This is a genomic window from Streptomyces sp. B1I3, assembly GCF_030816615.1.
Lineage (GTDB): Bacteria > Actinomycetota > Actinomycetes > Streptomycetales > Streptomycetaceae > Streptomyces.
Genome location: NZ_JAUSYD010000001.1, coordinates 3,046,101 through 3,068,124, shown reverse-complemented (window position 1 = coordinate 3,068,124; position 22,024 = coordinate 3,046,101). Strand labels below are relative to the sequence as shown.

Genomic DNA, 22,024 nt, shown 5'->3' with positions numbered 1-22,024 from the left:
GCCGTTCCCCGGCACCGCGCACCCCCTGTCCGCTGCCCCACGCATCCGATTCGAACGAGGTTGTCCGGCCATGAACTCCCGCCAGCGCCGCGGCGTGATACTCCTGCTCCTGTCGGTCCTGTGCGCCTTCGGCGCCTTCGCCGGGGTGCTCTCGGTGATCAGTGACGTCAACTCGAAGGTCGGGCCCGAGGTCGCCGCCTACCGGCTCAAGCAGGACGTGTCGCCGTACTCGGACCTGACCCCGGCACAGTTCGAGAAGGTGTCGATGCCCAAACGCTGGCTGTCGGACAACGCCGTCACGGACCTGGACGAGATCGACGGCAAGATCGCGGTGACGGAACTGCAGGCGGGCTCCCTGATGCAGTCCGACATGATGGTCAAGAGCCCGGAGCTGAGGCCGGGTGAGCAGGAGATCGCCATCATGATCGACGCGGCGACGGGCGTGGCGGGCAAGATCCGGCCGAACGACAAGGTGAACATCTACGCCACCTTCGAGGGCGAGCGGGACGGCGAGGCGCCCCAGTCCAAGGTCATCGTCTCCAACGCCAAGGTGCTCGACGTGGGTGAACTGACCGCCCTGGAGCCGCGTAAGAACGACAGGAACCAGGCGTCCGAGGCCGTGCCGATCACCTTCGCGCTCAACACCCTCGACACCCAGCGCGTGGCCTACGCGGAGTCCTTCGCCCAGCACGTACGTCTCGCACTCATCGCGCCGGGCAGCGACGGCACCATCCGCCCGGGCGACCGCACCTACACGCTCGACAAGGACAAGTGAGGATTGGATGACCACCAGAATCCTCCCGGCCGTCGGTGACGCCGACGCGGCCAGGTCCGTCACCACCCTGCTCAGCCAGCTCCCCGAGGCGGAGCCGGCGGCACCGGTCGGCGACTCGACGCAACTCATCGACACCCTCGCCCGGCTGGCGGGCGAGTCCATCGAGGAACTGCCCGAGGTCGTGCTGGTGCACGAACGGATCGGCCCGGTGCCCGCCCTGGAACTGATCCGGGAGGTCTCCCTGCGCTTCCCCGCCGTTGGGGTCGTGCTGATCACCGCGGACGCCAGCCCAGGACTCTTCGCCGCGGCCATGGACGCGGGAGCGCGTGGCCTGGTCACCCTCCCCCTGGGGTACGAGGAGCTCACCAACCGCGTGCAGGCCGCGGCCCAGTGGTCCACGGGAGTACGGCGCCACCTCGGCACGGGCGGCGACGTGTTCACCGGGCCCGGGGGCACCGTCGTCACCGTCACCGGGGCCAAGGGCGGGGTGGGGACGACCGTCACCGCCGTGCAGCTGGCGCTGGCCGCGCAGGCGTCCGGGCACCCGACCGCGCTCGTCGACCTGGACCTGCAGACCGGCGACGTCGCGGCCTATCTCGACGTGCAGTTCCGGCGTTCCGTCGTCGACCTGGCGGTCATCACCGACATATCACCGAGAGTTCTGTCCGACGCCGTCTTCTCGCACGACACGGGCCTCGCGCTGCTACTGGCGCCCGGGGAGGGCGAACGCGGGGAAGAGGTCAGCGACCGCTCCGCCCGCCAGATCGTCAGCGCCCTGCGCTCGCGGTACGACATCGTCGTCATCGACTGCGGAAGCCAGATGAACGGGGCCAACGCCGCCGCGATCGAAATGGCCGACACGGCGGTGCTGGTCACGACACCGGACGTGGTCGCCGTGCGGGGAGCGAAGCGCATCGTCCGCATGTGGGACCGGCTCCAGATCCGCAAGGCGGAGGAGACGGTCACCCTCGTCAACCGCTTCAACCGCAACACGGAGATCCAGCCCCCGCTGATCCAGCGCATCACCGGGACCCGGATGGCCGGAACGGCGGTCCCGGCGAACTTCAAGGAGCTCCAGGGCGCGGTCGATGCCGGGCGGATGCACGAGCTGGACCCACGCTCCGCCGTGAAACAGGCCCTGTGGGCCCTGGCGGGAGAGCTCGGACTCGTGAAGCCTTCTCCGGGAGCGGAGTCGCGCGGCGGCATACTGCGCGGCGACAAGGGCTCGATCGGGGGCCGCCGGCGCAAGGGCGGCACGACCGGCGGGGGAGGCTGACAGCGATGCGAACCACGGGAGCACCGGGGCGGATACGGGCCCGGCTGGGAAGCGACCGAGGACAGTTGATCGTCGAGTTCACCGGGATGCTGCCCATCATCCTGGTGACGCTGGTACTGCTCTGGCAGGCGGTGCTGGTGGGTTACACGTTCACGCTGGCGAGCGGCGCCGCGGACGAGGGGGTGCGCAAGGCCGTCGCCGCGGGGGCCTGGGGCCGGACGGCACAGTGCCAGGACGCCGTGCACGAGCGGCTGCCCGGCGCCTGGGAGGGCTCCGCGGACATCAGGTGCCCCGAATCCGATACGGACGACGTGGTCACGGTCAAGGTCACCCTCAAGGCCCCGGCCCTCTTCCCGGGCTTCGCCGACCTCCCCATCCCCGTCGAGGCGACGGCCGGCGCGGCCGCGGAAGGGAAGTGACGCGTCATGGCACCCGTACGAGTTCCCCGCGCGGAAGGGCCGGTCCCCGGCCGGAACCGGGACCGCGGCTCCACCGCGATCGAGTACCTCGGCTTCCTCCCCGTGCTCATCCTCATCGGCCTGGCGGGCCTCCAGCTCGGGCTGGTCGCCTTCACCGCGCAGCAGGCGGGCACCGCAGCGAGGGCCGCCGCCCGCACCGCCTCGCAGGACGACCTGTACGGGTCGTACGAGCGGGTCGGGAAGGCGTCGATGACCGGCTGGGTGGCCGAGCGGGCGCGGATCGCCCCGCCGGCCGGAGGCGACACGGTGACGGTGACGGTCACCGTCGACATCCCGGACGTCCTGCTCGGTCTGCTCGGTGACCGGACCGTCGCGAAGTCCGCCACCATGCCCCGCGACTCCGCCACGCCCCGCGACTGAGCACACCCATCGCATCCGAGGAGTACCACCCATGAGCCTGCGGGCACGCATCACCGCCCCCGAGGAGCGCGGAGGGGGACGGGAGGACGGCCACATGGTCGCCACGTACCGCGCGAAACTCCTCGAGGAGATCGACCTCGCGGAGATGTCCTCGCTGGCCGCCGCCGACCGCCGGGCACGGCTGGAACGCGTACTGGGCCACATCATCAGCCGTGAGGGCCCCGTCCTCTCCACCGTCGAACGCTCCCAGCTCATCCGCCGGGTGGTCGACGAGGCGCTCGGCCTCGGCGTCCTGGAACCGCTCCTGGAGGACGCCTCCATCACGGAGATCATGGTCAACGGCCCCGACCAGATCTTCGTCGAGCGGGCGGGCAGGGTCGAGCAGCTCCCCATGCGCTTCGCCAGTCACGAACAGCTCATGCAGACGATCGAGCGCATCGTCTCCACGGTCAACCGGCGGGTGGACGAGGCCAATCCGATGGTCGACGCCCGCCTGCCGAGCGGCGAGCGCGTCAACGTCATCATCCCGCCGCTCTCGCTGACGGGGGCGACGCTCACCATCCGGCGCTTCCCCCGGTCCTTCTCGCTCCAGGAGATGATCGGCTTCGGCTCGCTGGACCAGCAGATGCTGCTGCTCCTCGCCGGCCTCGTCCAGGCGAAGTTCAACGTGATCGTCTCCGGGGCCACCGGCACGGGCAAGACCACGCTCCTCAACGCGCTCTCCGGGCTCATCCCCGAGGGGGAGCGCATCGTGACCATCGAGGACTCCGCCGAGCTCCAGCTCCAGCAGAGCCACGTGATCCGGCTCGAGACCCGCCCGGCGAACGTGGAGGGCAAGGGGCAGGTCACCATCCGCGACCTGGTGCGCAACTCCCTGCGTATGCGCCCCGACCGCATCGTCGTCGGTGAGGTCCGAGGCGGCGAATCGCTGGACATGCTCCAGGCGATGTCGACCGGCCACGACGGCTCGCTGGCCACGGTCCACGCCAACAGCGCGGAGGACGCCCTGATGCGCCTCCAGACCCTCGCGTCGATGTCGGAGATCAAGATCCCCTTCGAGGCGCTGCACGACCAGATCAACAGCGCGGTGGACGTGATCGTCCAGCTGACCCGGCACGCCGACGGCACCAGGAAGGTCACCGAGATCGCCGTGCTGGACTCGCACGGACGTGACCCCTACAGGATCGTCACCGTGGCCCGGTTCAACGCCCGGCCGATGGCCCCCGACGGGGTGGTCCACGGCGAGTTCCAGGCCCTCCCGCTCCCGCGTCGCATCGCCGACCGGCTCTACATGGCCGGACAGCCGATCCCCCAGGCCTTCGGGGTAGCCCCGTCGGACGAATACCTCGCCACCCGAGAGGCCAGATAGGTACCCCGACATGGACAACCTCGCACCGCTCACCATCGGCGTCACGCTGCTGTGCTGCGTACTCGGCGTCATGGGCCTGCACGCCTACACCTCGGGCAAGGCCCAGCGCGAAGCCCTCGTCGACCGGCTCTCCTCGACCGGGCAGATCGACATGGGCCCGCAGCGCCGCTTCCGGGGGCTCGACCGCCGGCTGCGCCGCACGAAGCTGGGCAAGAGGATCGAGCTGAAGCTCGCGGCCACCGGCCTCGACATCACTCCGGGCGAGTACTTCTTCTACGTCGTGTGCTCCGTGGCGGCCCTCTGGCTGATCGCCGCGTCCGTCCTCGCCTCGTTCTTCGGCCCGCTGGCCGGGATCATCGGCGTCTGGAGCGCGAACACCTTCCTCAACTGGCACCGCACCAAGCGCACCGAGGCCTTCATCAGTCAGCTGCCGGAGATCTCCAGGGTCCTGGCCAACGCGACCCAGGCCGGACTCTCGCTGCGTACGTCCATCGCCATGGCCGCCGACGAGCTCGATGCGCCCGCCGGGGACGAACTCCGTGTCGTCGCCGACCAGCTCGCCGTGGGCCGCACCCTCGACGACGCCCTCGACGAACTCGCCGAACGCCTGCCCTCACGTGAGCTCGTCGTCCTCGTCTCCACGCTGATCCTCTCCAACCGGGCCGGCGGCCAGGTCGTCTCCTCGCTGCGCAACCTCACCGTCACCCTGGAGGAACGCAAGGAGACCCGGCGCGAGGTCCGCACCCAGCTCTCGCAGGTCAACACCACCGCTTACGCCGTCCCGGCGATCGGCGTCGGCGCGATGCTCCTCGTCAACTCGATCCTCCCCGGAGCGCTCGACCGGATGACGGGATCCGTCGCCGGCCAGATCGCCGTCATCATCTCGCTCGGCCTGTACGCCCTCGGCTTCGTCGCCATCCGCCGCATTTCCAAGATCGATATCTGAGGAGGGGACCGATATGGAACTGTTGCTCGCTCTCGTCGTCGGCCTCAGCGTGTTCGGTGCCTTCAAGGGCGTACGGATGTACCGCGCCGAGGCCACCCTCCCCGGGGACCTCGCACTCGCGCTCGAAGTGGGTTCGACCCGCACCACCGCGGTGGGCTCGGGCATCGACCGGCTCGGAATGCGCTGGGCGCCCCTGGTCCTGCGCCTGATGGGCCCCAAGAAGGTCAACGAGAAGCGCCGCAAGATCGACATGGCGGGCAACCCCGGCGGTCTCACCATCGATCGCTACGCCGCCCGCCGTGCCGTCTACAGCGCGCTCGGCGGTTTCGCCGCCTTCGCGATGCTCACCAGCGGCAAGATCTTCATGGCCCTGTTCATGATCGCCTTCGGCCTGTTCTGGGGCGAGGTGGGCATCTGGGCGGCCGTCCGCAAGCGCAGGGACGACATCGACCGCACGCTCCCCGACTTCCTGGACGTCCTCGCCGTCGTCGTCTCCGCGGGCCTCGGCTTCCGCCAGGCCCTCGACCGGGTCGCCGAGAAGTACCAGGGCCCCTGGTCGGACGAACTGCGCATCACCCTGCGCCAGATGGACATGGGGGTGAGCCGCCGCCAGGCCTTCGACGAGCTGCGCAGGCGCAACGACTCCGAACAGGTCGCCATGTTCGTCACCGCGCTCCAGCAGGGTGAGGAACTCGGTGCGCCGATCGTGGACACCCTCATCGCCATCGCGAACGACATGCGCCGCACCGACGCGCAGAACGCCCGGCGCAAGGCGGCCAAGGCGGTCCCCAAGGCGACACTGATGGTCACGACCTTCATGATCCCCGCCACCATGATCCTCATGGGTGCCGCCATGCTGCTCGGATCCGACACCGACCTCGGATCCCTCACGGGGGAGTGAGCGGCCGCCGATGACGATCTCCCTGCACCCGGACGCCGAGGAATCGCGGCACGCGGCCCTGTCCACCCCCGCCGGCCCGGCGCCCACCGTGTCCATCCAGGTCAACGCCCTGTCGGCGCTCGCCCGCCAGGTGTTCCTCTTCCGGCTGGCCATGATCGCCATCGGCACCCCGCAGGCGCTCGACAACACCGCCCCCGGCCTCGCGAGCTGGCTGGTCGCCTCGGCCGTCCTGGTGACGGTCGTCGGCTCGTACGCCCTCTACCGCGACTGGGAACGCTTCGGGCCGCTCCTCGTACGCTCCCCGCTCCTGCTCGGGGCCGACACCGTCTTCGGCGCCCTGCTCCTGTTCACCGCCACACCCGAGTCCACCCTCGGATACGCCGTCGTCTGCACCCCGCTCCTGGCCGGACTGCTCTACGGCTGGCGGGCGGCGGGCGTCTTCGCCGTCGTACAGAGCCTGATCCTGGCCGCGGCCTACGGAGCCGAGGACAAGCTCCAGGCCGGCGCCCTGGCCTCGGTGCTGCTGCTCCCGGGCTTCTGCGTCCTCGCCGGGGCGGTCGGGGTCGCACTGCGCAACCTGATGCTCCGCGTGGGCTCCGCAAGCCAGGCGCTGACCGAGACCCGGGCGCGACTCGCCGTCAGCGTGGCCGTCGAGGACGAACGGGCCCGGCTGGCACGCGAGATGCACGACTCCGTCGCCAAGACCCTCCACGGCCTGGCTCTGGCCGCCGACGGCCTGGCCCACTCCGCCGACCGCATGGACCCTCTCACGGTCAAACACCAGGCGGAACTGGTGGCCCGCTCGGCCCGCCGGGCCGCCGCGGAGTCCCGCGAACTCCTCTCCGACCTGCGCCGCGAATCCGGCCTGGACGGCGGGATCGACCTCGTCGGCGAACTCCGCGCACGAGCCGACGACTTCTCCCGCCGCCACGGGACGAGGACGGTGTTCCGCACACTCGGCGACACCCCGGTCCCGCCGGTCCCGCAGGTCGTCGCCCGCCAGCTGCTCACCGTCGCCTCCGAAGCCATGGAGAACGCCCACCGGCACGCCCACCCCACCTACCTCGTCGTCCTGGCCGGCATCAAGGGCGACGTCCTGCGCGTCAGCGTGTACGACGACGGCCAGGGCCTGCCCGCCGGCACCACCCTCGACGACCTCAGGCGGGCCGGTCACTTCGGCCTCGTCGGCATGGTCGAGCGCGCGGCCTCGATCGGCGCCCGCATCCGCATCGGCAAGGGCAGGGCGGCCAAGGGCACGGAGGTCCGCCTGGAACTCCCCACCGCGGCGCTCACACCCGGCCCCGGCCCCCAGGGTCCCGGCCCGGAGTTCCGCCCGGGGCCGGGCCCCTGAGGCCCTGGCACGGGGCCCCGCCCGGGTTCCCACCGGGTAGCCGAACTCGCATGACCGCTCCTGTACCCGTCCCCACCACACCCGAGAGGAGGTCGCAGAATGCCGGACGACGTCTCCCGTGCTTCGGGCCAGAACCGGTCCGCACACAACCACGTCTCCCAGCACACATCCCCGCACTCATATCCCCCCGGCGCGGAGCACAGTTCCCCCGGATTCCCGGCCACCCAGCACTCCCCGGCACCCGAAGCGCTGCCACCCTTCCCCAGCGGCCCGGACACGCCGGCCCCAGGGCCCCTGCGGGTCGTGGTCGCCGACGACAACCCGGTCGTCCGGGCCGGTCTCGGAGTCCTGCTCAGCGGCCGCGTCGACATCGAGGTCGTCGCCGAGGCCGCGGACGGCCGCCAGGCCTACGAGGCGGCCGTCCGTCACCGGCCCGACGTCGTCCTGCTCGACGTCCGGATGCCCGGGGTGGACGGCATCTCCGCCTTGCCGCACCTGGTGCAGGTTGCACCTGTGATGATGCTGACGTACAGCCGCGAGAGCGACATCGTCCACGAGGCGCTGCGGCTGGGCGCGGGTGGCTACCTGGTGCACGGCGAGTTCACGGCGGACCAGCTGGTGCAGGCCGTACGCGACACGAAGAGCGGCCGGGCGCACTTCACCGCCACGGCGGCCAACGCCCTCCTCGCCCATATGCGCCAAGGCCCCGGCCAGGTTGCCAGGCACCTTCCGGACGGATTGGGAACGGCGCTGACGACCGGTGCCCCCCAGGGGGGACCCGGCCACCCGGGCCGGCCGGCGGGGAACGACCCGCACGGTGCGCAGCCCCCTGGGCCCTCCGGCACGCGAGCTGCGGGCCCGCCGGAAAGTCTTTCGCAACTGCAACCCGTTGTGGCACAGTCTTCCACTGAGGGAAGCCGCAACCGGCTGCCGGCGCCCAACAGGCGTCAGTACGACCTGAGTTCGAGGGAGGCGGAGGTCATGGAACTCATCGCGTCCGGGATGAGCAACCAGCAGATCGCCGCCACCTGCTTCATCAGCGAGAAGACAGTCAAGAACCACATCAACAGGATCTTCACCAAGCTGCACAGCGGCAGCCGCAGCGAAGCGATCGCCCGCTGGCTCGGCACGGCGCCGGGCCCGGGACCTGGGACGAGGGGGACAGGCCGCCATGGCTGAACGGGGGAGGACATCAGGGCGGGCCCAACGCGCGCTTTGGGCCCGGCTTTGGGCCCTGGGGCCCTGCGCCGCACGCGGTGTCCGGCCGTACGTTTCTCATGTCGCCAACGGCACCGGCCAGGAGGAAGCCGGTATCGGAGGCGGCACCACAGAGACGTACGCGTCGGCCTGCATACGGCCGGCCGGACCCGGAGGGGAACACCATGAGCAAGCTGATGCTGAAGGCTTCCATCAACGCCAAGGTCTGGGCGAACACGTCCGTCGAGCGCATGAAGGCCCGGGCGGACCGGGGGCAGGGCGCGGTGGAGTACTTGGGCATCATCGTGGTGGTCGTGGCGATCATCGGGGTGCTCATGACGACGAACTTCGGCAACGCCATCGCCGGTGCGATCACCACGCAGATCGGCAAGATCACGGGCGGCTGACCCGCAGAGGGTTCGGCAACGACGCAGGGCAGGCCTTCCCCATCTACATCGCGGTGGTGGCGGGCCTGCTCTTCCTTGCGTTCGCTTACTTTGCCGTGGGCCAGGCGTCGATGAAGAAGAACGAGGCCCAGACAGCCGCCGACGCCGCAGCGTTGGCGGCTGCTCAGGATGCTCGGGACGAGTGGAGCTGGCCAGGGGTCTTCGATCTCGAGAAGTGGGACGACCTGCTGAGCGGCCGGGACATCGGCTCGGGATCGTGCTCCGCAGCCGACCGGCTTGCGGCGGAGAACGATGCCCATCCCATCTCCTGCGGTCCGGATTACGCGCCCGAGGCGTCCTACACGGTGACGGTGGAGACCAACGAGACCGTAGGAAGCTCGGTGATCGCCAGCACCGAGTCGAAGAAGGCCAGGGCAACCGCCACGGCGGTGATCGAGCCACGCTGTCGCATCGAAGAGGACCTGAGTCCCACACCGAGCCCTCCGAAGGGGGACGACGACGGCGACACGGGCGAGGTCGAGGAGCAGAAGTCGTACAAAGTCGTCTGCGATGACGAAGACTTCAGTATCGACCCGAAGAATCTCGACCTGCTGCCCGACCTGGCAGACCTTTTCTCCGTCCACCTGGCCGACAAGTAAGTGAACGTCACCGAGAGGAACACGCCGATGCGTGCAGCCATGACCCGGATTCGCTTCAAGGGGGCCGCCGTCGCTGCCGCCTCCGTCGCCATGGCTGTCATGCTGACGGCCTGTGGCGGCGATGCAGGATCGGACAAGCCTGAGAGCGAGCAGAAGCAGCCGAAATCCTCCGCGTCGGAAGGGCAGAAAACCCCGGATGCCGAGGAGAGCGCCGACGCGTCAGTCGTTCTGGCCAGCGTGAAGGGGCCCGACGGTATCGAGCTGGTCATCAACTCGGCCCAGAGGGATTCCGGTGGTTTCGTCACGGTGAAGGGCAGCGTGACGAACGGCTCCAAGCAACAGTTCGCTGCCCAGGGATGGCAGGGCAACGAACAGGAGATGGTTGGCAACGGAGCTTCCGTTGCCGGTGCTTCCTTGGTGGATCAGGCAGGGAAGAAGCGTTACCTGGCTCTTCGGGACACGGACGGCAGGTGTCTCTGCACGAAGTTCACCACAGGCATCGCGCCCGGAGGGACCGCTCCCTTCTTCGTCCAGTTCCCCGCTCCGCCGGCGGGCACCACGGACGTCGACTTCCAGCTCCCCACCATGCCCACCGCCACGATCAAGATCTCGGGGTGACGACCGCCATGCAGCCACCCACCCCCACACCAGCCGCACCGCGAAGCGCACTCCGCTGCCGTATCGGCCTCTGCGCCGCCGCGGCGGTCGTCCTCGGTACCTCGACTCTCTGGGGTGCCACCTCGGTCTCGGCGGACGACAACCCCACCGCCGTCCCGAGTGCCTCGCCCCCGGTCGAGGTCGACGCCAACTCACCCGGGCTCATGCTCGGTGACGGGGCGACGCTCGGTGACGTGCGCGTGCTCGACATCAAGTCGATCGTCGAGGACATGGGCGGGGAGGAACGCCGTGAGGACACCAACGCCGACATCACCTTCGCCCTGCAGGCCGAAGTCCTCTTCGGCAAGGACAGCGCCAAGCTGAGCGGTGTGGCCACGGCCCGCATCAACGCGATCGCCGCGGAGATCCAGACCCAGAACGCCCCGAAGGTGCGTGTCTTCGGCTTCACGGACAACCTCGGCTCCTCCGCACACGGTGACGTCCTGTCCAAGGAGCGCGCGAACGCCGTACAGGGAGTGCTCGCCGGCAAGCTCCCGAGTGTCACCTTCGAGATCCGCGGCTACGGCGAGCAGTACCCGATCGCCAGCAACGACACCGAAGAGGGCCGCAAGAAGAATCGCCGCGTGGAGGTCTCCTTCCCGCGTACCAGCGGATCGCAGAGCTGACGCATCCGAACGGGGTTCAGCGCCCTGGCCCGCCGGACGGCCAGGACGCCGGGCCCCGTTCTCCTGCGTGCGCGGGCGGTGGGAGTGATCCGGTTGCGGGGAGCTGGGAGCGAAAAGATGGCGTGGTCCCGAGGCGGTGCCATGATCGGAGCGGCGGCGCTCTGCGTTGCCCTGCTCCCGGCGGCAGCAGCAACCGCCGAAGATCCGCCCGCCTACCAGCCGGCCTCCGGCGCACAGTCCGTGAGGGGGACGGTGTCGAGCATCGACGCTCCTGCCCTGGAGAAGTCGGCCCTATACACGGACACCGTCGGCCCCGGTGAGAAGAGGTACTACCGGGTGCGGCTCGACGACTCGTCGAACGCCTTCGTCTCCACGGTCGTCGCACCACCCCCCGGTACCGAGATCGGCTTCGCCGACGGCGTCCGGCTCTCACTGGCCTCGACCGACGGCACGAAGTGCGGTACCGACCTGACTCTGACGTTCGGCGGGGAGTCCACCCGGCCCGTCGCAGGGTTCGCGTCCCGGCGTATCGAGCGGGACCGGAACTGCCGGCAGGCAGGCGAGTACCTCTACACCGTGGAGTGGGCCGGTCCCGCGACCTCGGACGAGGCCGCCCAGCCCTGGCCCATCGAGCTGACGTACATGGCCGAGCCCGGTCTCGAACCAGGCGCCGGCGCACCGCAGGTGCCGACCGGCTGGAGCTCCGAGGCGCCGCCCTCGCCGAGTACCACCAGCCGGAAGAAGACCGCTGGGGGCACGGGCTTCAACGACGCTGCGCCCGTTCGGGAAGGCGTGTGGCGCGACGCCATCCGGCCCGGTGAGAGCCTCTTCTACCGAGTGCCCGTCGCCTGGGGACAGCAGGTGTTCCTGCGGGCACAGCTGGCCGACTCCGGAACGGGCAGCTCGTTCTTCGCGGCCGACGGCCTGCGCCTCGAGCTCTACAACACGGCTCGCGGCCGGGTCGCCGACAAGGCCGTCGGCTACACGGGCAAGCCCGCCGAGGCGGAGTTCGGCACCGCTCCGGCGGCGTACGCCAACCGGTTCGAGGACGACACCGACGCGGCGAGCGCCATGCGTTTCCAGGGGTGGTACTACGTCCAGGTGACGCTCACCGACCGGGCCCGGGACACCGTTCCCCTGACGCTGGACGTCGACCTCAGGGGAACGGCGCAGTCGGGCCCGCCGTACGACGGCGACCCGGAGGCGGCGGGTTTCGGCCTCGGCGACCCGTCCCACGGAGCGGGGGTCGACTCCCGGATGCGGATGCTGGGTCTCGCGGGCATCGGAACCGGCACGACGCTGGTGGCGGCCCTAGGAGCCTGGAACTACGCGGCCCGCCGCCGTTCGGCCGGGCCCCTTCAGAGCAGGTGATCCGCCTTGCCGGCCTTGATGTCACGAATCATCTGCCGCAGGGCCTCGCGGCTGTCGGTGAGGTAGCTCTGCTCCTCCCCGAGGACGGCTATGTAGCCGTTGCCCTCGGCGTCGGTGCCTATCCGGAAGCAGGAGTTTCCCTCACCACAGAACGGCTCTTCCCATTGGACGTCCGACATGGGTGTTCCCTTCACAGCTGGTGTGCGATCGTGCGGATGAAATCCCGTGATTTGCGGGGCGGCAGAGCCATCCCCTCCATCCAGTCCAGGTGGGCCCGGTACTTGGCCAGCTGGGTTTCGGAGCAGGCGAAGACAGGGCCGTGCGAGTTGTCGATCTGCACGGTGTCGAGTTGCCGCACCGCGCCGTCGGCGTACAGCACCGTTTGACCGGCACCGGGAAACGCCCCGGCGGCGAAGGGAATGACCAGCAGCCTCACATTGGGCTGTTCGGACCTGTTCAGCAGGTGGTCCAGCTGAGCACGTGCCACGCCGCGCCCGCCGAACTGCATCCGTAGGGCTGCCTCATGGACGATGGCGGTGTACGGCGGCGGCGAGTCGCCTTCGAGAACCTCCTGCCGTTCCATGCGATGGGCCAGGCGTAACGCGATCTCGCGTTCGGGGAGCTGTGGAACGACGACCCGGAACAAGGTCAGGGCGTGGTCGGACGTCTGGAGCAGACCAGGCATGTGCATCGCGTAACCCGCCCGCATGCGTAGTGCGTGGGCCTCCAGCTCGGCGATGTCCAACAGGCCTTGAGGCAGCGCCCCTCGGTACTTCTCCCACCAGCCTCGGCTGCGCGGCTGCGTCATCTCGACGAGCGCATCGACATATTGCTGGTCAGTGCAGTCGCAGTTGAAGGCCAAGGTACGCAGCCGATCCGGGCTGATGGGTCGCGCACCTGACTCGATGTTGGAGATCTTGCCACGGTCGACGCCCAGGAGGCCTGCCGCGAACTCGGCTGATACATCAGCTGACGTGCGCATTTTCCGCAGCTCCACGCCAAGACGTTTCTGACGTTCAGTGGGAGACGTCCTCGCTGCCATGCCGTTCCTCTCGCGTGCGGTCACTGGCAGTTTGCCGCCTACGCGTGCGACGCAGCCACGAAAGGGTGCACTGCTCCGATAAGCGGGGCAATTTTGCCCCCAGTCCTCTACTTTAAGTCGCACACCGCTCACTCTGCGCGAACAGTCGAAGTGCATCGCGCGGCCCTGCCCGCCACCTCCTGCCCTGGGAGGGGCAGGTCCGCGTCAGGGAGACAGGCCACAGCTCACCCGCAGCGGCGGTGAACCGCCAACTCATCATCCTCACCAGGGGAGTCACCATGCCGTCAGGCCCGTACCGGTACCCGCCCACCGTCTCCTGCCCCGCTGCAGGCGAACGCGCCGCACCCGGGCCCGCAGTCGGTGTCACCCTGCCCGGTGATCCCCGGAGTGCCGCCGTTGCGCGGGCCGTGACCACCGCAACGCTCCGGGCGCACGGGCTGACCGCCTACCTCTGGCCCGCCGTCGCCGTCACTGCCGAAATGGCCGCCGTGGCGGCCAGGCTCACGCCGGGCCGGGACCTCTACCTCTTCCTCCGTCACCGCGACGACGCGCTGCGACTCCTCGTCTGGGACCAGCACCTGCTGCACTCCGGGCACTCCGGGCACTTCGGGTGCGACGCACTCCGCCGTCGCGCTCTGTGGCTGCTGGCCGTCGTGGTGGACGACTGGGGAGGCGAGTGGGGCATCCGTGACGCCCGCCCCGGGCAGCCGGGTGTCAAGTCCTGGGTGACACTGCCCCGATGAGTAGCGCCGTGACGTACGGCCGGGCACCATCAAGTCCCTGCGGCAGTTGTCGTGTCGGTGGGCCCGCCCGTCCGCTTTCGAACCGCTCTCCAAGGAGACCCTGATGACCGGTGACGCAACCAGGCAGAATCCGCACGACCTGCGAACGCGGATCGACAGCGGCAAGGCTCATCCTGCGCGCGTCTACGACGTCTTCCTCGGCGGTAAGGACCACTACGCGGCCGACCGGGAAGCGGCGGCAGCCGCGCTCGCCGCCAACCCCCGCGGCTACCTCGACGTACGGCACAACCGGGACTTCCTGCGCCGTGCCGTGACCACGCTGACGCGGGAGTACGGCATACGGCAGTTCCTCGACATCGGCACCGGGCTGCCGACCTCGCAGAACGTCCACCAGATCGCCCAGCGCATCGCCCCCGAGTCGCGCGTGGTCTATGTGGACAACGACCCGGTCGTCCTCGCGCACGCCCGCGCACTTCTCACCAGTGGCCCCGAAGGCCGTACGGACTACATCGACGCCGATCTGGCGGATCCGGCACGCATACTCGACCACGCCGTGCGGACCCTCGACTTCGACCGGCCCATCGCCCTCTGCCTCGTCGCCGTCCTGCACTTCGTGGGGGACGAGGAGGCGTATCCGATCGTGCGCGAGCTGATCGCCGCGCTGCCCTCCGGCAGCCGGGTGGTCCTCAGCCACCTCACCGAGGACCTCAACCCGGAGAAGGTCCGCGCCGTCCAGCGGACGTACACCGAGCGCGGCTTCACCTTCGTGCTGCGCTCCCTCGCCGACGTCGAGCGCTTCTTCACGGAGAGCGGGCTGAAGCTCGCCGAACCGGGCGTCGTCCCGGTGCACCACTGGCGACCGGACCACTCGGCCCCTGCCCCCGAGCGCCCCGACGTGTCGTACCTGGCGAGTCTCCGCGACATCGAGAAGGTCCGGTACAAGGACATCAGCGACGTCACGGACGCCGACATCAACATCTACGCGGGTCTGGGAGTGAAGGACTGACAGGGGTGTGACTGCCGGGGCCCCGGCTGCGCAGGTGATGCCCGCGCCGGCCGGCCGTGGGTCCTTGTTTGGGCCCGTGGGCCCAAGCGCCCACGGGGTGGGACGCCGTACCGTCGGAGCTCAATCTGCCGCGTGCTGAGGCGAGTTGAGGTCGATCATGTCCACCTTGGGGGGAACTCCCGCTTTCGGCGGCGCCTGGCAGTCACCTGCTGACCGGCGCCATGAGATGCCGCAACTGCTGAGCGTGGCGCGCGTCCTCGTCCACGTGCTGTTCGCCGTCACGGTCTTCGGCGGGGTGGGCCTGCTGCTGGCGGCATCCGCCGCCGACGCGCTGGACGCCACCATGCTCGCGCTCGTCGCGTACGGGGCCGCGCCCGGCGTCACCGGCTGGGCGCTGGTACGCAGGGTCCGCACGGGTGGTGTGTGGGTGTGGCGTGGGCTGCTCGCCGTCCAGGTGTGGCTGCTGCTCGGGGGGCTGTCCAGTCTCCGGGACGGTTCGTTCCGTGGCCTGACGCAGATGTTCCTGCCGCTGCTGATCCTCGTCTTCCTCAGCCGTGCGTCCAGCAGGGCCTGGTTCGGTCTGTCCGCGTCGCAACGCGAGGGGGACGACGCGCGGTCGTTCTCCCTGCCCAGGATGATCACCTGGCGGCGCGACCGAGGGCAGTCGACCGTCGAGTACGCCGGGCTGATCGCGCTCGTGGCCATGATCATCCTGGCCCTCGTCCTCGGCGGGGTGGGCGGCCAGATATCCAACGGCCTCCAGTCCGCGATCTGCTCACTGACCGGGACCGCCTGCCCCGCCTCGGGAGACGGCAGCGAGTCGGTCGAGGCCGACGGGGAGACCGGAGCTCAGGAGCCCGGCGGGAGCACCGGCGGCGGAACCACGGGAACTACGGGCGGGTCCACCGGCGGCACCGGCGGAACCACCGGATCCACCGGCGGAACCACCGGATCCACCGGCGGGACGGGCGGCACCGGCGGTGCAGATGGCACGAGTGGTGGCACCGGCGGCTCGGAGGGCTCAGGAGGCACCGGGGGCTCGGAGGGCTCAGGAGGCACCGGTGGCACCGGTGGCACCGGCGGCACCGGCGGCACGGACGGCGCCGGCGGGTGGGATGCGACCACACCCGTGCCTGCGGGGTGGGACGAGCCGGACGAGGAGAAGACCGACGCCGCCGACGACGAGCCGGGCTGGGAGGACGACGAGGAGGAGGCCGACGGGGGCGGCGACGACGACGAGGGCTGTTTCTCGGGCTTCGGCGCCTTCTTCTCCTGCGCGGGCGACAAGGTCGGCCAGGTCGGCGGCGGTCTGTTCGTCGACGGCGTCTGGGGTGACGTCACCGGCATCTGGGACACGGTCACGGACCTCCCCGGCACCTGGGACGGCCTCAAGGACTACGGCAGTTCGCTGGGCGACGCGTGGTCCGAAGGCACCAAGGACGCCGGTGACAAGTGGCGCAAGGGCGACTACTGGGACGCCCTGACCGACTGGGGCGGCTCCTCGGTCGACACCGGGCTGACCGTGCTCGACGACATGTTCATCGGTGACGACGTCAAGGACCAGTGGAACAACGGCCAGAAGACCCGGGCCGGCACCAACGTCGTCTGGAACATCGGATCGCTCTTCATCCCCGGGTACGGGGAGGCGAAGGTCGCCCAGAAACTCGGCAAGATCGGCAAGCTCGGGAAACTGGGCAAGCTCGGCAAGGCCGCCCAGAAGGCCGGCAAGGCTGCGGAGCGGGCACGCAAGGCGGCCGGCAAGGGCGACGTCGACGGGGCGAAGAAGGCCGCGGACGAGGCCCAGCGGCACGCCGACGACGCCGCCGACGAACTCGCGGGCAAGGGATGCCTGATCGGCGCCGGGCCGCTGGACACCGTGCCGCTCGACCCCGGGCGGCGGCAGCCCTCGTACGCCGGCGGCGTGAACGCGGCGGGACGCGCGGCAGTGGCCTACCGCGTGCAGGGGGCGCCCGTCCTCCTCTTCGCGGAGAAGAAGTGCGAGGGCGTCGACCAGGACGAGATCGACGCGGCCGAGCAGGCGCAGAAGGACGCGGACGCGGCCAAGGAGGCGGCGAAGGAGGCGAGCCGCAAGAAGGTGGCCGCATGGAAGAAGCCCTCCTGGTACGGCGACCTGAAGAACCCCCGCAAGGGGTCCAAGGACCTCGGCGACGGCACCTGGAAGGCCAAGAAGTCGGTGGCCTACTGGCCGGGCATGGAGCGCTGGATGCGCTACCAGGAACAGGTCTCCGGGGTGAAGCGCGGCAAGGAGTACGCGGTGAAGGACCCGCGGACCGGCCGTGACGTCGACTTCGACGGATGGGACTCCGCGTCCGGGACGTACAAGGAGGCGAAGTTCGGATACGGCAAGAAGGTCCGGGCGGACGGCACCCTGGAGCCGGCGCAGGCGGCGAAGTTCGTGGAGCAGGCGCAGCGCCAGGTGCGTGCGGCCGGGGGCAAACCGGTCGAGTGGAACTTCTCCAACAAGAAGGTCGCCGACGCGGCGCAGAAAGCGTTCGACGACGCGGACGTGGATGTGATCGTGAAGCACACTGCGGTGGAGAATTAGCGGCAGCGGAGCACGAGGGCGGAGAGGCGCGCATGTCCGGCGAAGTGGTAGTGAAGGTGTCCTGGGGGCCCCGGCCCGAGTCGCCCCTGGAACTGGCGGGACGCTGGCTGGTGACGCTCGGCCGGCTGACGGAGCTGTCGGCCGGGGCGGCGGTCGACTGGCGCTGGGACGTGGACGGCACCGCCACGGGTGAGGCCGTCCCGGACAAGGCCGAGGACGTCGCCGCCGTGGTCGAGGCCGGAGGACCGGAGGAGGACGCCGACGTCATCGGCTGGTCGGCTGCCGTCGTCGGCAGGTGGCCGGACGGCGGCTACGCCTATCTACGGGCCAAGGGGGGCGGCAGTGACGAGTACACGCCGTTCACGGCGACCCTCCAGCTGTTCCCGGCACCCGGTGCGGCGACCGCCGCGCAGGCGCCGCTCACCGGCCGGCTGCCCGAGGTGCTCACCGCTCTCGCCGAGTCCTGGGACGCCGACACCGGGCTGACGTACGACCGCGAACTCTTCGGCACGGTCAAGGCCGCCTTCGGCCTCCGCAACTCGCAGCCGCGCTGCGGGTGGGCGACCTACCTCTCCGCGAACAGGGCAGCCCTCGTCCCCGAGGACTTCGGCGGTCCGCGCCGGGCCACGGCCGGCGGAGGGCTGGTCCTGGAGACGGGCCACTCCGGCGAAGCGGTCGTCGCCGCGCAGCGGACACTGGCCGCCGCGGGGGCGCTGGAGCCCCTGCCCGCGTCGGCGCCACGGCCCGTGTGGTGAGCGGGGCACGGGAATTCGGAGCCAGGGTGAGCGAGGACGTCTCGGCGGTCGAGGCGCTGCGGACCGGCCCCTTCACCCCGCCGTGGGCCGGCTGTGCCGACACCACCCGCTCCGCCGGTGGCGAGGACTTCGCGATCGTCGCGCTCCGGGTCAGTCAGGACTTCTACGGCGCCGATGACGACGGCGAGAGCGCGGAAGCCGCGCACGAGGCGTTCGAGACCGAGCGCTGGGGTGTCGTCCTCGCGCTGGACGAGCGCTGGGGGCCGCACCGTGTACTGGCCACGGACGCGTACGCCGAACGCGAGGCGGAGGGCGCGCCCGTCCCCCCGTTCCACGCGGCGCTCTTCGAGCTCGGCTACTTCGGTGACCTGCACGTCTGGGACGCGGGCGGCGGGCGCACGGTAGGGGTCGGTACCGGCCGGATGGACCGGGAGGAACCGGTCGTCCTCTTCGCCGTGGCCCTGGCGACGGCGTCCGCCGGATGACACGCCCGGCCCTCAGCCCCAGCCCCGCATCGCCGCGAAGCCGAGCAGCAGCCCCAGCGAGAACAGCCCGAGCACCGTGGCGAACACCGCCGGCATCAGCACCGGCCCCCACGCGCCCGGCCCGGCCACGGTGGCCCGCCGTACAGGGTCCGCCGGGTCGTAGGAGATCCGTATCGGCGCACCGACCTCGAAGCCGAACGGGCCGGGAGCGTGATCGGTGAACTCCACGTCCAGGCCGTCCGGGGTGCGGAAGGCGAAGACGTACTCCGTGGCGTATCTCCGCTCCATCCCGGCGCCCCGGTCGACCACGCGACGGTCCGAGCAGCGGCCCTCGACGTGCTCGCCGTGCCGCACCAGGCGCAGGACCCGGCCCAGCCGGAGGGCGGAGCGGACGGCGAACGCGCCGAGGAACAGGCCGAACAACAGCAGGAAGGTGGCCGTGCCACCGGGCAGTACGTCCATGGAAGAGGCTCCCCAGCGGGTTACTTGACCGTGATGGACTCGACGAACGCGTCGAGATCGGCGGGGCTCAGCGCACCCTTCACCGCGTTGACCCGGATCGCGAACGGTACGTCCCGCGAGTCGACACCGGCCACGACGACCCCGGTCATCCGGGTGCCCTTCACCGGGGTCCGGTCCTCGCCGCCGGACGTGAACTCGTAGTCGATCCTGCGGGCTTCGCGGGCGCTCGTTTCACCTGCCAGCCGCACGTCCCGGGTGTCCTTCCGGGTCGCCCCGAGACCGATCCCGGCACCTGCCGCGGCGGCGGCCTCACCGGCGTCGCTGACGCCGGTGGCGAAGTCCAACTGGACCGAGACCATGCCGGTGCGCAGCCCTCTCTCCTCCTTGAGCGCGACGGCGGCGTTGGACTCGCTGCGCTCGGCGGCCGGCTGCGGGGCGTACCCCTGGTCCCTGGGGTAGCCCACGGACACGCTCTTCGTGTCGAGCGTGCCCCACCCTTCCGGGACCGCGGCGGTGTCGCCGCCGCCGCAGCCGGTGAGCAGCGTCAGACCGAGGGCGGCGGCGAGAACCGGGCCGAGCGCCTTGGACTTCGTCAACGTCATCGCCTCTCTTCGTCGTGCGTCTTCACCGTGCGCAGTAGCTGTACGGAAGGTACGAGCGCTTGTCGCCCTGCGGAGCTCCGAGGAACCGCGCGTCGGTCAGTGTCTCCTTCTTGTGCTCGTCGGAGATCGAGAATCCCAGACTCATGCCGAGCGAGACCTCGAAACCGAACTCCTGGGCGTCCGTCTCACCGTGGTACCGCATGGTGCTGGACAGGCCGTCCTGGAACATCATCTGCTCGAAGGGATCGGTACCGGCAGGCTTCTGCTGAGGGGAGTTGTCGCCGAACATGTACTCGAACGGGGCGGTGTTGTTGCCGGAGCCGTCCAGCCACTGCTCGGCGATGTCCCTCTTGGCCTCCGTGTCCTTGTCCGTCTCCTTGCCGAAGACGATCGAGTCCGTCCTGACCTCGATGCCCGTGTCGCCGGAGGAGTCGGTCACGCCGCCCTTGCCACCGCGCTTGTCCTTGTCCTTCTGGCCGTTGTCGCCACCGGCCTCACCCTTGTCGGACGTCGAGGTCTTCTCCACCGTCTGCGTCATGTCGATCCGGACGATCTTCCCGGTCTTCTGGTCGCGGGTGACGGTGAGGGCTCCCGTGCGGGTGTCCTTCGCGCCGGCCGTGCCGCCGAGCGGGCCCGCGTTGCCGCCGACCTTGCCCTCGATCTCCAGCTTGGCGGTGTACGTGTAGGACTCGTTGCCCTTCACGTCGTCCTTGGTGATCGTCACGTCCGGGGAGAACTTGGCCTTCCCGCCCAGCTTGGCGCCGAGCTTCGTGTCGTCACCCGGCTTGATGGAGAGGCCGCCGTCGGCGTACACGTTGATGCCGAGCGTCGAGTAGGAGATCTTCTTGTCGCCGATCTTCTTCTCGATCGCCTCCTTCTTCTCCGCCCACTTCATGCCCGAGTACCAGTTGCCGCCGTAGCCGCCGCTGTGCTTCATCGAGGTCTCCCACATCTTCATCTCCTCGATGTCGTCCCTCATCTTCTGGGCGTCCGTCTCGCTCTCGAACACCCATGTGTCACCGTTGGTGATCTTGATCCCGCCGCCGATGTCGATGTCCGCCTTGCCGAGCTTGCCGAGTTTGACGCCGGGCGTGCTGGCGTTGAGGCCGGCCGACGCGGCGTCGGTGAACGTCATGTAGACGAGCTTGTCGTTCTCGTCGACCTTTCCGTCCTCGTTCACATCGGTGTTGGCCTGGGCGACCTTCTGCTGGAAGCCGTACTCCTCACCCCATTCGAACCACCCGATCTTGACCTTCCCGCCCGCGGTGTCGGAGATGCTCGACACCTGGCAGAGGGCCGGCTCGTAGTCGGCGTCCGTCTTCGGCTTCGCCGTACCGTTCCCGCCCGCGGTGCACCCGGCGCCGTCACCGGTCAGCGAACTGATCGCGCACCGGATGCCCTCGCCGATCCGGCCGCCGAGACCGGCCATGGCGAGCGCGCCGATCAGCGCGACGACCAGGACGATGACGCCCAGGTACTCCGTGGCGGTGGCACCGTTGTCACGCCAGTCGTACGAGCGGCTGTACGGCGCCGGGGCCGGGGACCCCGTGCCGCGCTCCTCCACCAGCCGGTCGAGTGCCAGCCCGACGGCCGCGCCGGTGACCATCGCGACGACCGGCATCAGGATGCCCTCGGTGCCCACGACGTCCCACGACACGACGTAGCCGTAGGCGAGTCCGGCCGGCGGGACGGCCAGCGCGCCGAGCGGATACAGCACACGCGAGTCACGCCGCTCTTCGGGCAGCGCCCGGGCGGCGGCCAGCACCGTCAGCACGGTGACGACGACGCCCGGCAGGTGCAGCAGGGCCAGCCGCCACCCGAACGCGTCCAGCCGCTCGTCGGTCGCGAGCGTCTCGACCAGGGCACGTGTGACCACGAAGCCGGAGGCGACGTACACGAGCGCGCCCGCCGCCCACGCCCGGGTCAGGGGGAAGAACCAGCCACGACCCCCGCCGCCCGGGGGTATGTGGCCCGCGCTTCTGCCGCCCCAGCCCTCGTCACCGCTCACGG

Annotated in this window: 24 protein-coding genes; 19 read left to right on the top strand and 5 right to left on the bottom strand. The window is 70.1% G+C overall.

Annotated elements, in window-relative coordinates:
• Nucleotides 1–70 precede the first annotated feature (70 nt).
• From cpaB to QFZ58_RS13825, 14 genes are all read left to right on the top strand, one after another.
• The gene (gene cpaB, locus QFZ58_RS13890) at nt 71–775 is read left to right on the top strand and encodes a Flp pilus assembly protein CpaB (RefSeq protein ID WP_307125241.1); all 705 of its coding nucleotides are present in this window, start codon (nt 71–73) and stop codon (nt 773–775) included.
• Nucleotides 776–782: 7 nt separating this feature from the next.
• Entirely contained in the window at nt 783–2,051 is a 1,269-nt protein-coding gene (locus tag QFZ58_RS13885) for an AAA family ATPase (RefSeq protein WP_307125240.1), read from the top strand.
• Nucleotides 2,052–2,056: 5 nt separating this feature from the next.
• Complete coding sequence (locus QFZ58_RS13880) at nt 2,057–2,470, top strand: TadE/TadG family type IV pilus assembly protein (RefSeq protein ID WP_307125239.1); 414 nt, start codon at nt 2,057–2,059, stop codon at nt 2,468–2,470.
• A 6-nt stretch (nt 2,471–2,476) separates the two neighbouring features.
• Nucleotides 2,477–2,890: a TadE/TadG family type IV pilus assembly protein gene (locus tag QFZ58_RS13875; RefSeq protein WP_307125238.1), complete on the top strand. Its 414-nt coding sequence runs from the start codon at nt 2,477–2,479 to the stop codon at nt 2,888–2,890.
• A gap of 31 nt (nt 2,891–2,921) precedes the next feature.
• Nucleotides 2,922–4,259 (top strand): CpaF family protein, encoded by a 1,338-nt coding sequence (locus QFZ58_RS13870; RefSeq protein ID WP_307125237.1) that lies wholly within the window; start codon nt 2,922–2,924, stop codon nt 4,257–4,259.
• Between the two features lie 10 nt (nt 4,260–4,269).
• On the top strand, nt 4,270–5,205 hold the full coding sequence (locus QFZ58_RS13865) for a type II secretion system F family protein (RefSeq protein WP_307125236.1): 936 nt from the start codon (nt 4,270–4,272) through the stop codon (nt 5,203–5,205).
• A gap of 13 nt (nt 5,206–5,218) precedes the next feature.
• On the top strand, nt 5,219–6,106 hold the full coding sequence (locus QFZ58_RS13860) for a DUF5936 domain-containing protein (protein WP_307125235.1): 888 nt from the start codon (nt 5,219–5,221) through the stop codon (nt 6,104–6,106).
• 10 nt (nt 6,107–6,116) lie between these two features.
• The gene (locus tag QFZ58_RS13855) at nt 6,117–7,457 is read left to right on the top strand and encodes a sensor histidine kinase (RefSeq protein WP_307125234.1); all 1,341 of its coding nucleotides are present in this window, start codon (nt 6,117–6,119) and stop codon (nt 7,455–7,457) included.
• A gap of 99 nt (nt 7,458–7,556) precedes the next feature.
• Nucleotides 7,557–8,636, top strand: a complete 1,080-nt coding sequence (locus QFZ58_RS13850) for a response regulator transcription factor (RefSeq protein ID WP_307125233.1) — start codon at nt 7,557–7,559, stop codon at nt 8,634–8,636.
• Between the two features lie 203 nt (nt 8,637–8,839).
• Nucleotides 8,840–9,061 (top strand): hypothetical protein, encoded by a 222-nt coding sequence (locus tag QFZ58_RS13845; RefSeq protein ID WP_307125232.1) that lies wholly within the window; start codon nt 8,840–8,842, stop codon nt 9,059–9,061.
• Nucleotides 9,058–9,699, top strand: a complete 642-nt coding sequence (locus QFZ58_RS13840; protein WP_307128857.1) for a pilus assembly protein TadG-related protein — start codon at nt 9,058–9,060, stop codon at nt 9,697–9,699. Before QFZ58_RS13845 ends, QFZ58_RS13840 begins: the two co-directional genes overlap by 4 nt.
• A 27-nt stretch (nt 9,700–9,726) precedes the next feature.
• Nucleotides 9,727–10,317, top strand: a complete 591-nt coding sequence (locus tag QFZ58_RS13835) for a hypothetical protein (RefSeq protein WP_307125231.1) — start codon at nt 9,727–9,729, stop codon at nt 10,315–10,317.
• 8 nt (nt 10,318–10,325) lie between these two features.
• Complete coding sequence (locus QFZ58_RS13830) at nt 10,326–10,982, top strand: OmpA family protein (protein ID WP_307128856.1); 657 nt, start codon at nt 10,326–10,328, stop codon at nt 10,980–10,982.
• A gap of 117 nt (nt 10,983–11,099) precedes the next feature.
• Nucleotides 11,100–12,353 carry a hypothetical protein gene (locus QFZ58_RS13825; protein WP_307125230.1) on the top strand — a complete coding sequence of 418 codons (1,254 nt, stop codon included), beginning with the start codon at nt 11,100–11,102 and terminating at the stop codon, nt 12,351–12,353.
• On the opposite strand, the gene QFZ58_RS13820 is transcribed toward QFZ58_RS13825, so the two are convergent.
• Nucleotides 12,341–12,532, bottom strand: coding sequence for a hypothetical protein (locus tag QFZ58_RS13820; RefSeq protein WP_307125229.1), 192 nt, complete (start codon nt 12,530–12,532; stop codon nt 12,341–12,343). The genes QFZ58_RS13825 and QFZ58_RS13820 overlap by 13 nt on opposite strands.
• Before the next feature lie 11 nt (nt 12,533–12,543).
• Entirely contained in the window at nt 12,544–13,395 is an 852-nt protein-coding gene (locus tag QFZ58_RS13815; RefSeq protein WP_307125228.1) for a helix-turn-helix transcriptional regulator, read from the bottom strand.
• A 407-nt stretch (nt 13,396–13,802) separates the two neighbouring features.
• Between QFZ58_RS13815 and QFZ58_RS13810 the strand changes: the two genes are divergently transcribed.
• The 5 genes from QFZ58_RS13810 to QFZ58_RS13790 all read left to right on the top strand — a co-directional run bounded on the left by QFZ58_RS13810 (nt 13,803) and on the right by QFZ58_RS13790 (nt 18,950).
• Nucleotides 13,803–14,138, top strand: coding sequence for a hypothetical protein (locus tag QFZ58_RS13810; protein ID WP_307125227.1), 336 nt, complete (start codon nt 13,803–13,805; stop codon nt 14,136–14,138).
• 103 nt (nt 14,139–14,241) lie between these two features.
• On the top strand, nt 14,242–15,144 hold the full coding sequence (locus QFZ58_RS13805; protein WP_307125226.1) for an SAM-dependent methyltransferase: 903 nt from the start codon (nt 14,242–14,244) through the stop codon (nt 15,142–15,144).
• Between the two features lie 157 nt (nt 15,145–15,301).
• The gene (locus QFZ58_RS13800) at nt 15,302–17,710 is read left to right on the top strand and encodes a Tox-REase-5 domain-containing protein (protein WP_307125225.1); all 2,409 of its coding nucleotides are present in this window, start codon (nt 15,302–15,304) and stop codon (nt 17,708–17,710) included.
• A gap of 32 nt (nt 17,711–17,742) precedes the next feature.
• Complete coding sequence (locus QFZ58_RS13795) at nt 17,743–18,465, top strand: hypothetical protein (protein WP_307125224.1); 723 nt, start codon at nt 17,743–17,745, stop codon at nt 18,463–18,465.
• 26 nt (nt 18,466–18,491) lie between these two features.
• Nucleotides 18,492–18,950, top strand: a complete 459-nt coding sequence (locus QFZ58_RS13790; RefSeq protein ID WP_307125223.1) for a hypothetical protein — start codon at nt 18,492–18,494, stop codon at nt 18,948–18,950.
• A 12-nt stretch (nt 18,951–18,962) separates the two neighbouring features.
• Here the strand turns inward: QFZ58_RS13790 and QFZ58_RS13785 are convergent, their stop codons facing one another.
• Genes QFZ58_RS13785 through QFZ58_RS13775 form a run of 3 tightly spaced genes read right to left on the bottom strand, consistent with a single transcriptional unit; the run spans nt 18,963 to nt 22,022 of the window.
• Nucleotides 18,963–19,412 carry a DUF3592 domain-containing protein gene (locus QFZ58_RS13785; RefSeq protein ID WP_307125222.1) on the bottom strand — a complete coding sequence of 150 codons (450 nt, stop codon included), beginning with the start codon at nt 19,410–19,412 and terminating at the stop codon, nt 18,963–18,965.
• 20 nt (nt 19,413–19,432) lie between these two features.
• Nucleotides 19,433–20,014, bottom strand: a complete 582-nt coding sequence (locus tag QFZ58_RS13780) for a hypothetical protein (protein WP_307125221.1) — start codon at nt 20,012–20,014, stop codon at nt 19,433–19,435.
• A 22-nt stretch (nt 20,015–20,036) separates the two neighbouring features.
• Nucleotides 20,037–22,022, bottom strand: a complete 1,986-nt coding sequence (locus QFZ58_RS13775; RefSeq protein ID WP_307125220.1) for a hypothetical protein — start codon at nt 22,020–22,022, stop codon at nt 20,037–20,039.
• Between the last annotated feature and the right edge of the window lie 2 nt (nt 22,023–22,024).

Bases quoted from the DNA above. Each gene is read 5' to 3' on its own strand.
- cpaB (WP_307125241.1), top strand. From the start codon at position 71: ATGAACTCCCGCCAGCGCCGCGGCGTGATACTCCTGCTCCTGTCGGTC.
- QFZ58_RS13885 (WP_307125240.1), top strand. From the start codon at position 783: ATGACCACCAGAATCCTCCCGGCCGTCGGTGACGCCGACGCGGCCAGG.
- QFZ58_RS13880 (WP_307125239.1), top strand. From the start codon at position 2,057: ATGCGAACCACGGGAGCACCGGGGCGGATACGGGCCCGGCTGGGAAGC.
- QFZ58_RS13875 (WP_307125238.1), top strand. From the start codon at position 2,477: ATGGCACCCGTACGAGTTCCCCGCGCGGAAGGGCCGGTCCCCGGCCGG.
- QFZ58_RS13870 (WP_307125237.1), top strand. From the start codon at position 2,922: ATGAGCCTGCGGGCACGCATCACCGCCCCCGAGGAGCGCGGAGGGGGA.
- QFZ58_RS13865 (WP_307125236.1), top strand. From the start codon at position 4,270: ATGGACAACCTCGCACCGCTCACCATCGGCGTCACGCTGCTGTGCTGC.
- QFZ58_RS13860 (WP_307125235.1), top strand. From the start codon at position 5,219: ATGGAACTGTTGCTCGCTCTCGTCGTCGGCCTCAGCGTGTTCGGTGCC.
- QFZ58_RS13855 (WP_307125234.1), top strand. From the start codon at position 6,117: ATGACGATCTCCCTGCACCCGGACGCCGAGGAATCGCGGCACGCGGCC.
- QFZ58_RS13850 (WP_307125233.1), top strand. From the start codon at position 7,557: ATGCCGGACGACGTCTCCCGTGCTTCGGGCCAGAACCGGTCCGCACAC.
- QFZ58_RS13845 (WP_307125232.1), top strand. From the start codon at position 8,840: ATGAGCAAGCTGATGCTGAAGGCTTCCATCAACGCCAAGGTCTGGGCG.
- QFZ58_RS13835 (WP_307125231.1), top strand. From the start codon at position 9,727: ATGCGTGCAGCCATGACCCGGATTCGCTTCAAGGGGGCCGCCGTCGCT.
- QFZ58_RS13830 (WP_307128856.1), top strand. From the start codon at position 10,326: ATGCAGCCACCCACCCCCACACCAGCCGCACCGCGAAGCGCACTCCGC.
- QFZ58_RS13825 (WP_307125230.1), top strand. From the start codon at position 11,100: ATGGCGTGGTCCCGAGGCGGTGCCATGATCGGAGCGGCGGCGCTCTGC.
- QFZ58_RS13820 (WP_307125229.1), bottom strand. From the start codon at position 12,532: ATGTCGGACGTCCAATGGGAAGAGCCGTTCTGTGGTGAGGGAAACTCC.
- QFZ58_RS13815 (WP_307125228.1), bottom strand. From the start codon at position 13,395: ATGGCAGCGAGGACGTCTCCCACTGAACGTCAGAAACGTCTTGGCGTG.
- QFZ58_RS13805 (WP_307125226.1), top strand. From the start codon at position 14,242: ATGACCGGTGACGCAACCAGGCAGAATCCGCACGACCTGCGAACGCGG.
- QFZ58_RS13800 (WP_307125225.1), top strand. From the start codon at position 15,302: ATGTCCACCTTGGGGGGAACTCCCGCTTTCGGCGGCGCCTGGCAGTCA.
- QFZ58_RS13795 (WP_307125224.1), top strand. From the start codon at position 17,743: ATGTCCGGCGAAGTGGTAGTGAAGGTGTCCTGGGGGCCCCGGCCCGAG.
- QFZ58_RS13785 (WP_307125222.1), bottom strand. From the start codon at position 19,412: ATGGACGTACTGCCCGGTGGCACGGCCACCTTCCTGCTGTTGTTCGGC.
- QFZ58_RS13780 (WP_307125221.1), bottom strand. From the start codon at position 20,014: ATGACGTTGACGAAGTCCAAGGCGCTCGGCCCGGTTCTCGCCGCCGCC.